The organism is Rothia mucilaginosa (assembly GCF_901875305.1).
Classification (GTDB): Bacteria; Actinomycetota; Actinomycetes; order Actinomycetales; family Micrococcaceae; genus Rothia.
The window spans coordinates 133,313-147,672 of sequence record NZ_CABFLY010000002.1 but is presented as its reverse complement, the minus strand read 5'-3'; the positions used below and the strand labels follow the sequence as shown (position 1 = coordinate 147,672).

Sequence of the window (14,360 nt, the reverse complement as noted above, 5' to 3'; positions counted from 1 at the left end):
TACACCCACGGGCCGCAGAACCCAAAACGAGTTACGCGATAGGCTAGTTCACCTTAAACCGAGCCACACGCTCCAGCATGCGGGGGCTCAACCGGTCGAAACGGCGGCCGCCCCAGACGACGCCTCCAACCAGCAAACCCGCACCAATCATCAGCTGCACTACGCCTCCGATGACCAGAGTCAGCAGATTCTGCGTCAGGAGAACATACACAATCACGGAGATACCACCGGGCAGGGCGCTGAGCATCACCACGACCATTGAAAGCATGAGGAGCAGCTGCTTGCCCATGCCCTCGTTATTCTTCGGGTTCTTGAACGGGTTAGCGCCGGGAGGCGCCACGGGCGGGGTGATGAAGGTATCCAGCACACAACCCATGCCTGCCGCCGCCGCGAACACGCCCAGCTGGTGCATCAGCACGATGGGGAAAAGTTCCAGGTGTCCGTTCACCGCAGAGGCCACCAACAGCATCACCACCACAATCGGAGCAACGAGAATACTGTAGCCCCACAGGCGACCGATTCGGTCGTCGATACCTCGCAGCGGGGAGAGCACGTGCAGGCTAAAGGCCGTGTTGTCGTATGAAACGAGGAAGCACATGTAGTAGCCGGTGAAGACGGTGCAGAAGTAGATCCAGAATCCGAAGAGCTGCATCACGCCGCTGTTAATAATGCGGTTAGCGCTCTCGGGGTCGGGGCCGAACCCCACCTCACCGGTCACGCTTCCCCCGGCCACAGACATAATCAACGGAAAACCGACCGTCATCATCAGGTAGAGCATCACGGTGCTGACCGTCAGTAGCTGCAGGCGGTTATCTTTCAACAGCGAATGCAAAGTACGAGCCGCCACCGCACCGCGCGGGGTTGCGGGGAACCGGGCAAACAGGCCCAGGTCGCCCGCGGCGACTTCGGCTGCGCTCGCGTGATGGGCGCTACCGCCAACGTTCGCCATGGAGCGCGCGAGGTTCTTACCCCACAGCCACCAGCCGCCGGCCAAGTAGCCGAGGGTCAGCACCAGGCATCCGAGGGCCGCGGGAACGTTACCCGCCGCGAGCCAGTAGGGTACGGCGTAGGCCGAACCGAAGGGAGTCACGCCCAGCCAGGGCAGGAACGGGAGCATCGCATCCCAGTGCCTGCTCAGGTAGGTTGCGGTACCACCGAAGATAAAGCCCAAGCTCATCATGAGCACCGCAGCCACAATCATCAGCACGTTAGCGACGCGCGGGTTTGCGCTCAGCGCCATGCCCACGCGGTTCGCCAGGCGCGCCCACACCATGAGCGTGGCCAGACCCAGCACCGCACAGACCAGGTACACGATCAGCAGGAGCGGCTGGGAACCGTAGGCGATGAGGCCCAGGAGCACGGCTAGCACGGAGGCAACGCCGGGGATGCCCACGAAACCGCCAAGGAACTGCCCCTTCTGCAGGGTGGCGGGCTCGATGGGGAAGAGCACGAAGCGACTCTCGTCGAGGGTGCCGTCCAGGCCGCTGAAGAAAATGGGGACAACCGCCCAGCCGATAGCGAGCACAGAGCCGGCAACAAGCGCAATGAGCGGGCCGGTTTCGGGAGTATTGAGGGCGGTACCCACGTACCCGAGGGCGAGGCCAGCCAGCAGGATGACCGCGTAGACGGCAGCGATGACCAGGCCGATAACCGCCCAGATGCTCCGGCGGAAGGAGGCCTGCACGTACTTCCACTTTAGTGAGACGAGATGCCCAACCATGACAATCCTTCCGAGGAGGTGCGGCCACCAACCAGCTGCACGAATCGTTCTTCAAGGCTCGTGCCGGCGCATACCTCGTCCACGGTACCGGCGGCAAGGATTCGACCCGAGTCCATAATCGCCACATGATCGCACAGACGCTGCACAAGGTCCATGACGTGTGAAGAAAGAATCACGGTGCCGCCAGAGGCGACAAATCCTCGCAGGATGTCCTGAATATTGGCGGCAGAAACCGGGTCGACCGCCTCGAAGGGCTCGTCCAGAATCAGCACGGAGGGTGCGTGGATGAGCGCCGCGGCGAGCGCGATTTTCTTGGTCATACCGGCGGAATAGTCGGCGACAGCACGGCCCGCCGCATCGGTCAGATCCATGGCGGCCAGCAGGTCCTTGACGCGGGAGGCGACGGTTTCCTTATCGATTCCGTGCAGGTAGCCGGAGTAGGTAATGAGTTGCTCGCCGGTGAGCTTATCGAAGAGATGCACGCCGTCGGGTAGCACGCCCAGGTGCGCCTTAGCCTTGAGCGGTTCGGCCCACATGTCGATGCCGCGGATCAGCGCGGTGCCCTCGGTGGGTTGAAGCATACCGGTGACCATGGAAATGGTGGTGGTCTTACCCGCACCGTTGCGGCCGACCAGCCCGTAGAACGAGCCGGAGGGAATTGCCAGGTTGATGCGGTCCACCGCGACCTTGTCGTCAAAGAGCTTGGTGAGGCCCCGAATCTCGACGGCGGCCCCAGCCTGCGGCGGCACCCGAGGAGGCGCCACGGGAAGTTGCGCGGGGGCCGGCTGGAACTGCGGGGGTTGCTGGCCCGGCTGGGCGTAGGCGGGCCGGTTGGGCTGCGGGGCTACCGGGTTTTCGGGCTGAGCAGGGCTCTGTTGGGCAGGAGTCTGCGCTGCCCCGTTCTGCAATATTCCGTGCTGCGGATTGTGGGGTGGATTGTTTACCGGATCCTGGGGCATTGTTTGCTCCTTATGCATGAGGGTAACGGGTCACGCTCTCACCCTATCACCCCCCCCCATCAGCCAAAATACCTTTTCCTGAAAGATGCTCAAAAATGTCATTTGTTCACAGTCCGGGCGTTCAAGACCATTCACAGAGAAGCCGTTCGTAGGGGCCCCACAGTGAAGACGCCGCCCCCTACCCTGCCGGCGCGCTACGCACGCAAACGGGCCGCCACCCCGTCGGCCCTATGGGTCGAACGAGGCAGCGGCCCGCCCGTGACACATCATCCCGGATATACCGGAGCGAATCTTCCGGAGGGTATCTCTCGTGGAAGTTTCCCCGGCCACACCGGGGAGCGTCTTTAGAACAGAGCCATGGTCAGGGCGGCACGCGCCTTCACCGTGCGCGGATCCGAGGCGCCCACGACGTCGAAGAGCTGCACGAGGCGCTCACGCACGCGCTTCTTATCGTCGGCACCCACCGCGCTGAACAGGCGTAGCAGACGGTTGTAGGCGTCCTCCACGTGGCCGCCCACCAGATCCAGGTCAGCCACGTTGAAAGCCGCCTCAATATTCATCGGATCGGATGCGGCGGCGGCGCGTTCGGTGGCCAGATCCAGGTCCTTCACGCGGGCCAGTAGCTCCACCTGTTCGAGGCCGAGCTTCGCCTCCTTATCGCCGGGATTCTCGGCGATGGCCTTGCGGTAGGCCTCACGGGCGGCGGGCAGGTCGCCGCGATCCAGGGCGGCCACGGCCTCAGCGTGCAGGGGCGGCAGGGGCTTCTCATCCTCAGGCACGGCGGGGTCAAAACCACCGGGCAGCTGGTACTGGGCCGCGAGCTGCAAAACCTGCGAGAGCACGTCGGCCAGGTCCTCGGCGCTAACAGGGCCGGTGTAAATCGGGGCGGGTCGGCCGCCCAGCACGGCCACGCCGGCGGGTACGCCGCTCACGCCGAAGGCCTGCGCGGCCTCGGGCAGCTTGGTGATATCCACGGCGGCGCAGATCATACTACCTGCGGCGGAGTCGACGAGCTTCTGTACGCCCTCGAGCATCTGCAGGGAAGACGGCGAATGCGGCGCATAGAGCGCAAAAATCACAGCGCCCTGGCTGGAAAGCTGCACAAACTTCTGGAACTCTTCAGGAGTATTAACGTCATAGCGCCAAGTGGGGGCAGCTGGCGCATCGGGCTGAGCGCTCGAGGATGCAGCGGACCCCTGCGTGCCGGAGGCGGGGTTAAGCTCCACGGCGTTGCGCACCGAGGCGGGGATATTCGCCTCGGCCTGCGCCGCCTGCGCCCCACCCCGCGCGGCGTTGTTCTGCGCGCCTGCGTTCTGCCCGCGGTCTGCCGGGTCAAAGATAATGCTCATCCTGCGTTCCTTCCGTTCTCACTGTTCGGCGTTTCCCGCCATTCAACCTCTCGTGCCGCGCGCACCATTCACTATCGACGGTTTTGAGCCCCGGAGCTCCCGCGCGGTAGCCCAACCTATTGCGGCTCTCCCCTCCATTATCCCCGTTTCACCTCACGGGGAGGCACTAACTCCCGCCCCTTAGCTCTCAGCACATCCAAGCGAGTGGGGGCGCGATTGGTACAGCCATGCCGCCCGCACGGCACTCCTGTCACGGCAGACGCGCCCATCGCGACTACGAGCCGGTAAAATGGCACAGTAGAGAAGCGCCGCAGACATACGCGACGTCGCAACGCACAACGCATCAATCTCCGATTCCCTCGAAAAGGATTCGTATGAGCAATCAGAAGCACCCCTCCGGTGATGGCGGGGAACAACATTCCGAGGAACACCACAAGAAGGAATCCCTCGCCGATCAGCTGACGGGCACCCTCACCGATTTGACCGAGAGCATCAGCCAGGTGCGGTCCAACCGTCGACGCGCGTCTATGCCCCCGACCGATACCCTACCCGTGGTGCCTACTGCCGACCCTGATACTCCTCCCCCACCGAAGGTTGTTGGCAACGGTAAAACCTCCATGATGCACAACCCCGTCGCATTCGGTTTCCTCATGGCTGTTGGCGTGGGTCTGGCGTTGTTGGCCTATTACATCTTCAATAACGTGGGCGCCCTGGTGGGCTGGGTAACCGGCGCTATTTTCATTGCATTGGGTCTGGACCCGATTGTGCGTCGCCTGGAGTCCTGGGGTATTAAGCGCAACATCGGCGTGATTGCTGTGCTCGCCGGATTTGCCGGCGCTGTCACAGGCTTGGTCATGACTATCGGCCCGGTTATCAATGAGCAGGCCACCAAGTTTGTGCAGTACGCCCCGAATATTTACCAGAACGTTCTCAATTCGGATTGGTACCACGAGCTTGACCAGCAGTTCAACATCAGCACCTGGGTGAATGAGAACGTTCCCAAGTTCCTGGAGTCGACTTTCTCGTCTTCACAGGTCAATGGCTTTATGTCGAGCCTGCTGTCAGCCGGTTCTACCCTGGCGCAGAGCGTGACCGGTGTGATTATTGTTCTGTTCCTGTCCCTGTATTTCCTCTCCTCGATGGACACCATCAAGGCCTGGGGTGTACGTCTGGCGCCGGGGTCCAAGCGCACCCGCGTCAAGTACATCACCGACAAGATCACCGACTCGGTGGGCAACTACGTGATGGGTCAGGCTCTGGTAGCCGTATTCAACGCCCTTTTCGCCTTCTTCACCATGCTCTTCTTGGGGTTCAATTTCCCGCAGTTGATGGCCATCGTCATTCTGATTCTGGCCTTCATCCCGCTCGTTGGAGGCGTGGCGGCACTAATTCTGACCTCGCTGGTCCTACTGACCCAGGGCTGGAGCATGGCGCTGTGGTTCGCTATCGTGTACTTCCTGTACCTGCAGGTTGAGTCGTACCTCATCTCCCCGCGCATTATGGCCCGCGCGGTGTCGGTGCCTGCTGGTGTGGCCATTATTTCGGTAGCTGCCGGTGGCGCTCTCTGGGGCGTGTTGGGTGCACTCATCGCAATCCCCGTGGCAGCTTCGATGCTGATTTTGATTCGTGAGGTGTTTATCCCCCGCCAGGATCAGCTCTAAAGATTCACTCTCCCCGCCGAGGGGTCTCGAGTCTGTGAAAGGGCGGCGGCTTTGGTTTCGTCCAAAGCCGCCGCCCTTTCGCTACTGCGTTCACGTTTAGAGTTCGGTAATTTCTTCTGCCACAGGGCCGTTGTATTCGGTCGGCAGTTCAGTTTCAGTACCGGTCACGATGCTCACCACGGTGTTGAGCACCTGCTGCACCGACTTCTCGCCCACCCACAGGTGCTTGCATCCTTCGAACGGAATCACGTGGGTGCGGGGCACAGCGGCGAAGCGTTCGCGGGCTGCGGGCGGCTGCAGGTAGTCGTCGTGCTCGGGGACCAACGCATACAGCGGGTTAGAGATCTTGTTCCACTCGTCCAGCTCAGCCGGGTGCACGCGGTGCAACGGCGGGGAGAGCAGAATCGCGCCGGTGAACTCGCCGGCGTATTCGGGGCCGTACTTGAGCACCAGTTCGGTACCGAAAGACCAGCCGACCAGCCACGGGTTCGGCAGGGCGCGCTCGCATACGAACTTCAGGATTGCGTCGAAGTCCTTCTTCTCGGCGAAGCCGCCGTCAAAGACGCCCTCGCTGGTGCCGCGAATAGAGGAGGTGCCGCGCGTATTGAAGCGCAGCACCGCGATATTCGCCAAAGCCGGCAGGCGGAAGGACGCCTTCTTGTACACGTGAGAGTCCATGTAGCCGCCGTGGGTGGGCAGCGGGTGGAAGGTCACCAGGGTTGCCTTAATCTCGCCCTCGGGCAGGGCCAGCTCACCGACCAGGCGCTTGCCGTCGGCGGTAGTCACAACGAAATTCTCGCGGCGTGCAGGCAAGACGGTGCGAGCCTTAATGGGGGTGGGTTCTGCGGGGGTGTTGAAGACGTAGCGGGCGGGGTCGAATTCCTGCTCGCAGGTAACCTCTGCGGTGCTCATGGGGGGGGGTTCCTTCACTCTTGAGATGCAGGCGCGTGCGCGTCTGTCAATCTTCTAACGTTGGGGTTTCTAGCAGTGGGGCGCCGAATCATCCGACACGATACTCGGCCGGAATATACGGCTATTTGCGGCGGGTCCTCCAGCAGTGCTGATGCCAGTGCCGACGCTCATCAATGGCATGGCTACGGCCCAGCGTATGGCTCTCCTGCCACACCACCAGGTGCGCCACTCCCGGCGGAATCGGGCGGTAACATTCGGGGCACGTGTAGGTTTTACGGGCATTCACCGCGGGAATGTGCTGCACCAGCCAATCACCGTATCGGTCGCTCTCCAAGCGGGGCGCGGGGTCAAGAATCCTACTGATATCCCGTCCCGCGGGTGCGCTACGGTGCCACTTATCGCTGGTGGTACCGGACGCTCGCTTACCGGGGTGATTCTTACGTGCCATGAGCCCTATTCTACCGCGCCCGCCCCTACCCTCTCCCCCGAGGCTGGCGGATACCTGCTAGAGTGGACGGATGCGTATTGTCATTGCTGAATGTTCCGTTGATTACGAGGGCCGCCTCCGCGCCCACCTCCCCCGCGCCACCCGCCTACTCATGGTGAAGAACGACGGCTCAGTGCTCATTCACTCCGACGGAGGCTCCTATAAGCCCCTGAACTGGATGAGCCCGCCCTGCTCCCTGCTGGTAGCCGAACGTGAGGACGTACCGCAGAGCATCCGTGAGGACCTGGAGCCCGACGTTCAGCAGCTCTGGACGGTGCAGGCCGCCAAGAGCGACGACCGCCTACTCATCCGAATCTACGGTATCGAGCACGAGTACTCCACCGACCTGGGCGTAGACCCGGGCCTCATCAAGGACGGCGTCGAGGCCGACCTGCAGCGCCTGCTCGCCGAGCAGATTCATACGCTTGGCGAAGGCTACTCCCTCGTGCGCCGCGAATTTCCCACCCCAATCGGCCCGGTCGACATCATGGCTAAGGATGCGCACGGCGTCTCCGTGGCGGTGGAGCTCAAGCGTGTAGGCGACATCGACGGCGTTGAGCAGCTAACCCGTTACCTGGACCTGCTCAACCGAGACCCCCTACTCGCACCGGTGCAGGGCGTATTTGCTGCGCAGACCATCAAACCGCAGGCCCGCACCCTAGCTGAGGACCGTGGCATCCGCTGCGTGAGCCTGGACTACGATGCCATGCGCGGCGTGGATGACAGCGCAGATCGACTCTTCTAAGCCACACTAGGCTAAGCAGCGACACATCGAGTGCGAGGAGGGGCACCTCCCATACTTTGGGAGGTGCCCCTTTTCTGCCCACAAAAATTTAGCCCAGATACAACAATCGCCGGTACCCCACCTTTCAGTGGAGCATCGGCGATTGCTATATCATCGAGTCTAGACGAGACCTAGATCTGTGCGTGCTTTGCGGCGATGGTCACGTGGTCGTTCGAGACAGTCAAAAAACCAGCGTTGAGAATGGTCTTAATAGGCTCACCCTCAACAGGTTCAATGAGCAACTCGCCGTCCTGTGCCAGCAGTGCGCAGGTGGGAATCATGCCCGGCAGAATACCGAGCTCACCGTCGACGGAGCGTGCGCGAACGTAGTTCGCCTCACCGGTCCACACCGTGCGCTCGCGGGAAACAACTTCAACCTTCAGAGCCATGATTACTTAGCTCCAGTCTGTGCCTTGATTTCCTCGTAGCGGCGCATAACGTCGTCCATACCACCAATGTTGTAGAAGGCCTGCTCGGGGATGTGGTCCACATCGCCGTTGCAAATCATCTGGAAGGACTCGATGGTGTCCTTCAGCGGAACGGTCGAACCCTCGACACCGGTGAACTGCTTTGCAGTGTAGGTGTTCTGGGAGAGGAACTGCTCGATACGACGTGCACGTGCCACGACGATCTTCTGCTCCTCGGAGAGCTCGTCCACACCCAGAATTGCGATGATGTCCTGCAGTTCCTTGTTTTCCTGCAGAATAGCCTTCACACGAATTGCGGTGTCGTAGTGCTCCTGACCGATGTACTGGGGGTCCAGAATTCGGGAGGTGGAGGACAGCGGGTCGATTGCCGGGTACAGACCGCGCGACGCGATTTCACGAGAGAGCTCGGTGGTCGCATCCAGGTGCGCGAAGGTGGTTGCCGGCGCCGGGTCGGTGTAGTCATCCGCAGGCACGTAAATTGCCTGCATGGAGGTGATGGAGTGACCGCGGGTGGAGGTAATACGCTCCTGCAGCAGACCCATTTCGTCGGCCAGGTTCGGCTGGTAACCCACGGCGGAGGGCATGCGGCCCAGCAGGGTGGAAACCTCAGAACCTGCCTGAGTGAAACGGAAGATATTGTCGATGAACAGCAGCACGTCCTGGTTCTTCACATCACGGAAGTACTCCGCCATGGTCAAACCGGTCAGTGCCACGCGCAGACGGGTTCCCGGGGGCTCATCCATCTGGCCGAACACAAGAGCGGTGTCCTTCAGAACGCCGGCCTCTTCCATTTCGACCCACAGGTCGTTACCCTCACGGGTACGCTCGCCCACACCGGTGAACACGGAGGTACCACCGAAGTTACGAGCCACACGGGTAATCATTTCCTGGATCAGCACGGTCTTACCCACGCCTGCACCACCGAACAGACCAATCTTACCGCCCTTGATGTAGGGGGTCAGAAGGTCGATGGACTTAATGCCGGTTTCCAGCATTTCGGTGGAGCCTTCCAGCTCCGCAAAGCCGGGGGCTGCGCGGTGAATCGGCCAGTAGGTGTCAGCCTTAATCTCGGAGTTCGGCACGTCGAGGGCGTCACCGAGCACGTTGAAAAGGTGACCCTTCACGCCGTCACCGACGGGAACAGAAATCGGTGCGCCGGTGTCAACCACAGCCTGACCGCGGACCAGGCCGTCGGTCTGCTGCAGGGAGATAGCGCGAACAATCGAGTCACCCAGGTGCTGAGCGGTCTCGAAAGTGATGGTGCGGGTGCGGCCGTCGAGGGTCAGCTCGGTGGTCAGAGCGTTGTAAATCTCGGGGACCTGACCGGAGGGGAACTCGACGTCGACCACGGGGCCGATGACGCGGGCAATACGACCCGTTGCGCCCTGAGTCGGTGCGGAGACCGATTCGTTGTAGGTGGCAGTCATATTTCTCACTTACTTAGAAAGTTTGGACAGTTGATGGCTTCGTTAGCGTACCGATACTAGGAGCTGAGGGCGTCTGCGCCGCCCACAATTTCCGAGAGCTCCTGAGTAATTTCCGCCTGACGTGCGTTGTTCATCAAACGGGTGTACTTGGTAATCAGCGTCTCGGCGTTGTCACCCGCGGTCTTCATAGCGCGCTGGCGGGAAGCCAACTCACTTGCCGCTGCCTGCAACAGGCACGAGAAGATGCGGGAGGCAACGTAACGCGGCAACAACTCGTTGAGCACTTCCTCAGCGGAGGGCTCAAATTCGAAGCTCGCGTTCTGCTGATACTCGTCTTCGCCCAGTTCCTGGTCGGGGACGATTTCCTCGCCCAGTTCCTTTGCTTCACTCACGTGAATGGGCAGCAGACGCAGAATCTTCGGTTCCTGAACAACCATCGACTTGAACTCGGTGTACACGATGTGCAGCTCATCCACGCCACCCTTCTCGAAGGGCAGGTCGTAGGCCTCAAGCAACGCGTCACGAATCTCGACGGCGGTCTCGACGCTGGGTGCATCGGTGTGGCCCTCCCACGCACGAGCGTAGGGGCGTTCACGGAACTCGAAGTACGACTTAGCCTTACGGCCCACCAGATACAGCTGAACTTCCTGATCGTTCAAACGCAACTTCTCAATCAGAGATTCGGTGCGGCGCAGAATAGCGGAGGAGTACGAGCCGGCCAAACCACGGTCGCTGGTAACAACCAGGATTGCGGAGCGGCGGTGTTTGTAGGTACCAAACTCGTGCGGCTTGTGAATCAGCGGGTGCTGAATACCCTTCTGGGTCGCAACCGCAGTCACCACGCGGGTCAGAGCGTTTGCGTACGGGCCGGCTGCCTGAGCGGCGTTACGAGCCTTGTTAATACGGGAGGTCGCGATCATCTCCATCGCCTTGAAGATCTTCTTCATGGACGACGTCGAAGCAATCTTCTGTCGGTAAACCCTAATCTGGGCTCCCATAGAGCTTCCTTTCTCCTGCTCATCTGCCCCGCCCCGACCCTAGAGCCGGGGCAGGCAGGGAGCGAGGACTAATCGCTAACCGATGGTTTCCTGGGTGATGTCGCTATCGCGAGCTGCCTCGTACTCCTCGTGACCTGTGTCGACGAGGTGGCTGCTACCCTCAGACTGGAAACCCTGCTTGAACTCAGCCACCGCGGTCTTCAGAGCGGCAACGGTGTCGTCTTCAAGCTTGCCGGAGGAGGCAATGTCGGTCAGGACCGAGGTCTTGTGACGCAGGTACTCGATGAAGCCTTCCTCGAAACGCAACACGTCAGAAACCTCGATGTCGTCGAGGTAGCCGTTGGTGCCGGCCCAGATGGAGACAACCTGCTCTTCAACTGCGTACGGGGTGTACTGCGGCTGACGCAGCAGCTCGGTCAGGCGAGAACCGCGGGTCAGCTGTGCCTTAGTAGCGTCGTCCAGGTCGGATGCGAACATTGCGAACGCTTCCATTGCACGGTACTGTGCCAGCTCCAGCTTCAGGGTACCGGAGACCTTCTTCATAGCCTTGGTCTGTGCGGCACCACCAACACGGGAGACGGAGATACCGACGTCGACTGCCGGACGCTGGTTAGCGTTGAACAGGTCGGACTGCAGGAAGATCTGGCCGTCAGTAATGGAGATGACGTTGGTCGGGATGAAGGCGGAAACGTCGTTTGCCTTGGTCTCAATGATCGGGAAGCCGGTCATCGAGCCTGCACCGAGGTCGTCGGAGAGCTTAGCGCAACGCTCCAGCAGGCGGGAGTGCAGGTAGAAGACGTCACCGGGGTATGCTTCACGTCCCGGCGGGCGGCGCAGCAGCAGGGACACAGCGCGGTATGCTTCTGCCTGCTTCGACAGGTCGTCAAAGATGATGAGGACGTGCTTGCCACCGTACATCCAGTGCTGGCCGATAGCCGAACCGGTGTAGGGTGCAAGGTACTTGAAGCCTGCTGCGTCGGATGCCGGAGAAGCCACGATAGTGGTGTACTCCAGGGCGCCACGAGTCTCCAGGGTGTGGCGAACAGCTGCGATGGTGGATGCCTTCTGACCGACGGCCACGTAGATGCATCGAACCTGCTTGTTGGGGTCGCCCGAAGCCCAGTTGTCCTTCTGGTTCAGAATGGTGTCAATCGCAATAGCGGTCTTACCGGTCTGACGGTCACCAATAATCAGCTGACGCTGACCGCGACCAATCGGAATCATCGAGTCGATTGCCTTCAGACCGGTCTGCAACGGCTCGTGCACCGACTTACGCTGGGTCACGCCGGGAGCCTGCAGCTCCAGTGCGCGGCGACCTTCAGACTCAATGGGGCCCAGGTCATCAATCGGGTTACCGAGGGGGTCAACAACGCGACCGAGGTACGCGTCACCCACGGGCACCGAGAGAACCTCACCGGTGCGGTGTACAACCTGGCCCTCTTCAATACCGGTGAAGTCACCCAGGACAATCACACCAATATTGCGGGTATCCAGGTTCTGTGCGAGGCCGAGGGTGCCGTCTTCAAAACGAAGCAGCTCATTCGCCATCACCGAGGGCAGACCCTCGACGCGAGCGATACCGTCGGAGGCCGATACAACTCGACCCACCTCAACACGTTCTGCATTGCCGGGCTCGTAAGACGCTGCAAACTCGTTCAGCGCATTACGGACATCGTCGGCATTGATGGTCAGTTCGGCCATCTTGTGTCCCTGCTCTCTCATTGTGGTTACGTTCCATCAACGGAACTAACCGAAACTTGCAATCCGGGTTCAACGGGCGGGCTATGCCACCTCCACGTTGGAGGAGGCATACGCCGCGCACCCGCCTACCCGAGGTATCTTCTAAATCACCGTTGCGACGAACGGTTCAGCGTTGCTAGCTTGAGCTGCTAGCCGATGGAACGAGCCAGGTCAGACATACGGGTCTCGACGGTACCGTCGATCACCTCGTCGCCCACCTGAACACGCAGACCGCCCAGAACGGCGGGATCCACCGAAACGTCGAGCTTCAGCTCACGGCCGTACACGGCGTTGAGCACACGACCGAGACGTTCAAGCTGTGCCTGCGACAGGGTAATTGCGCTAATAACGCGCGCAATAAAACGGTTCTGTCGCGTGACGATGATTTCCGCGAACTCATCGGCCACACGTGCAGCGTGACGGCCGCGGGTGTTAGCGCCGATGCGTTCGAGCAGAAGCACGCCCTCGGCGGTGGCGGCGGGGCCACCAAGCGCCACGGCGAGCTTCTCTTTTGCTTCTTTGCTTGCCAGATAGTCGGACAGCGCTTCCTGTGCTTGGGCGTTGGAGTCAACAGTACGCACAAAAGTGAGTAGCTCGTTGAGCACCTCGTCCAGGGCATCCACGCCACCTCGAGACTGAGCCGATGCGGTCACGGCGAGCACTGCCGCATGTTCCAGGGCATCCGCCAAATCGGAATCCTCAGACCAGCGCTGCGCCACCGCATTGGTGAGCACAGCCATCGCCTGAGAAGAGATCTTACCGCCAAAGACGGAATTGACGATTCCTTGGCGGGCCGCTGCATCACGCGAAGAATCGGTGACAGCGCGGCGCAGGGTGCCGTTGTGGTCGAGCACGTCGACCAGTGCGAAAAGCTCGCCCGCAAGCTTCAGAGGCTGCAGGGAGGCGTGCGCCTCCAGAACCTCTTCCACCTTGCTCAGTGATTCAGTAGATACTCCTGCCATTACCGAGCCGCACCTGCGTTCTGCTTCTCGGATTCAAGGTCAGCAAGAAAACGATCTACCACACGGGCCGATCGCTCATCATCGTTGAGGGCTTCGCCCACAATCTTGCCGGCAAGGGTGGTAGCAAGAGTGCCGACCTCGGAACGGAGGGACACTGCTGCTGCCGCACGCTCTGCCTCGATAGCCTTCAGCGCGTTATCGCTAATGCGCTGTGCTTCAGCGGTTGCACGCTCGCGAGCGTCGGCAATGATTGCCTCGCCCTCTGCGCGTGCCTCTTCACGAATCTTCTGAGCCTCCAGTCGAGCGCTTTCGAGCTGCTGGGTGTACTCATCGCGAGCCGCTGCAGCCTCTGCCTGTGCCTTCTCGGCCTTGGCAAGGCCACCTTCGATTGCTTCCTTACGGTCCTGGTAAATCTTCTCAAACGCCGGGACAACGTACTTAGCAACGATGTAGTAGAGGATCAGGAATCCGATGAGGGTAATGACAATTTCCCCGACGTCGGGAATCAGGGGGTTCGAAGTTGCCTCCGCTCCCCCTTCGCTTGCCAGATAAATCATGGAGGGAATCCTGTTCTATGGGATGGGTCGTTTAGGATGTGGCAGAGCCGGTTACTTGATGAAGACGAGAACCAGGCCCAGAATTGCCAGTGCCTCGACCACTGCGAAGCCCAGGAACAGCATGGGCTGCAGGGTCTTCTGGGACTCAGGCTGACGAGCAACGCTGGTCATGTATGCCGCGAAGATCAGACCCACGCCGATGCCGCCGCCAATAGCTGCCAGACCGTAGCCAACCGCAGTGATGGAACCAACCATTATTTTTCCTTTCAACAGTGTTCGACCGGGAACATACCCGGACCGAACAGAGTTTGATTTGAGTTAATAACCCGCACAGTGAACGTGTGGGTTGCTTCATTCTTGTCCAGAGCCGGTACCC

At 60.8% G+C, this 14,360-nt stretch carries 14 protein-coding genes; 2 read left to right on the top strand and 12 right to left on the bottom strand.

All coding sequences use genetic code 11. The features are described 5' to 3' along the window. Positions 1-43: 43 nt before the first annotated feature. From JX292_RS02820 to JX292_RS02810, 3 genes are all read right to left on the bottom strand, one after another. A complete protein-coding gene (locus JX292_RS02820; protein ID WP_204861200.1) occupies positions 44-1,720 on the bottom strand; it encodes a transporter in 1,677 nt (558 codons plus the stop codon). Further along, complete coding sequence (locus JX292_RS02815; protein WP_204861198.1) at positions 1,696-2,679, bottom strand: ABC transporter ATP-binding protein; 984 nt, start codon at positions 2,677-2,679, stop codon at positions 1,696-1,698. Before JX292_RS02815 ends, JX292_RS02820 begins: the two co-directional genes overlap by 25 nt. Before the next feature lie 344 nt (positions 2,680-3,023). Next, positions 3,024-4,028: a co-chaperone YbbN gene (locus tag JX292_RS02810; RefSeq protein ID WP_204861196.1), complete on the bottom strand. Its 1,005-nt coding sequence runs from the start codon at positions 4,026-4,028 to the stop codon at positions 3,024-3,026. A gap of 374 nt (positions 4,029-4,402) precedes the next feature. Here JX292_RS02810 and JX292_RS02805 point away from each other — a divergent pair, with 374 nt between their 5' ends. Next, a complete protein-coding gene (locus JX292_RS02805) occupies positions 4,403-5,689 on the top strand; it encodes an AI-2E family transporter (RefSeq protein WP_204861194.1) in 1,287 nt (428 codons plus the stop codon). 96 nt (positions 5,690-5,785) lie between these two features. Here JX292_RS02805 and JX292_RS02800 read toward each other — a convergent pair whose 3' ends face one another. Both JX292_RS02800 and JX292_RS02795 read right to left on the bottom strand, forming a co-directional pair. Beyond that, positions 5,786-6,601 (bottom strand): alpha/beta hydrolase, encoded by an 816-nt coding sequence (locus JX292_RS02800; RefSeq protein WP_204861193.1) that lies wholly within the window; start codon positions 6,599-6,601, stop codon positions 5,786-5,788. A gap of 121 nt (positions 6,602-6,722) precedes the next feature. Then, positions 6,723-7,049 (bottom strand): ATP/GTP-binding protein, encoded by a 327-nt coding sequence (locus tag JX292_RS02795; protein ID WP_204861192.1) that lies wholly within the window; start codon positions 7,047-7,049, stop codon positions 6,723-6,725. 70 nt (positions 7,050-7,119) lie between these two features. Between JX292_RS02795 and nucS the strand changes: the two genes are divergently transcribed. Beyond that, positions 7,120-7,833, top strand: a complete 714-nt coding sequence (gene nucS / locus JX292_RS02790; protein WP_204861191.1) for an endonuclease NucS — start codon at positions 7,120-7,122, stop codon at positions 7,831-7,833. A gap of 170 nt (positions 7,834-8,003) precedes the next feature. On the opposite strand, the gene JX292_RS02785 is transcribed toward nucS, so the two are convergent. From JX292_RS02785 to atpE, 7 genes are all read right to left on the bottom strand, one after another. Next, entirely contained in the window at positions 8,004-8,261 is a 258-nt protein-coding gene (locus JX292_RS02785; protein ID WP_204861190.1) for a F0F1 ATP synthase subunit epsilon, read from the bottom strand. A 2-nt stretch (positions 8,262-8,263) separates the two neighbouring features. Further along, positions 8,264-9,727: a F0F1 ATP synthase subunit beta gene (atpD, locus tag JX292_RS02780; protein ID WP_204861189.1), complete on the bottom strand. Its 1,464-nt coding sequence runs from the start codon at positions 9,725-9,727 to the stop codon at positions 8,264-8,266. 56 nt (positions 9,728-9,783) lie between these two features. After that, positions 9,784-10,725, bottom strand: a complete 942-nt coding sequence (locus JX292_RS02775; protein ID WP_204861188.1) for a F0F1 ATP synthase subunit gamma — start codon at positions 10,723-10,725, stop codon at positions 9,784-9,786. A 75-nt stretch (positions 10,726-10,800) separates the two neighbouring features. Continuing rightward, positions 10,801-12,426, bottom strand: a complete 1,626-nt coding sequence (gene atpA, locus JX292_RS02770; RefSeq protein ID WP_204861187.1) for a F0F1 ATP synthase subunit alpha — start codon at positions 12,424-12,426, stop codon at positions 10,801-10,803. A 188-nt stretch (positions 12,427-12,614) separates the two neighbouring features. After that, complete coding sequence (locus JX292_RS02765) at positions 12,615-13,427, bottom strand: F0F1 ATP synthase subunit delta (protein WP_204861185.1); 813 nt, start codon at positions 13,425-13,427, stop codon at positions 12,615-12,617. After that, positions 13,427-13,984 (bottom strand): F0F1 ATP synthase subunit B, encoded by a 558-nt coding sequence (locus tag JX292_RS02760; RefSeq protein ID WP_204861183.1) that lies wholly within the window; start codon positions 13,982-13,984, stop codon positions 13,427-13,429. Before JX292_RS02760 ends, JX292_RS02765 begins: the two co-directional genes overlap by 1 nt. 51 nt (positions 13,985-14,035) lie before the next feature. Next, complete coding sequence (gene atpE / locus JX292_RS02755; protein WP_049347173.1) at positions 14,036-14,239, bottom strand: ATP synthase F0 subunit C; 204 nt, start codon at positions 14,237-14,239, stop codon at positions 14,036-14,038. Positions 14,240-14,360: the final 121 nt, after the last annotated feature.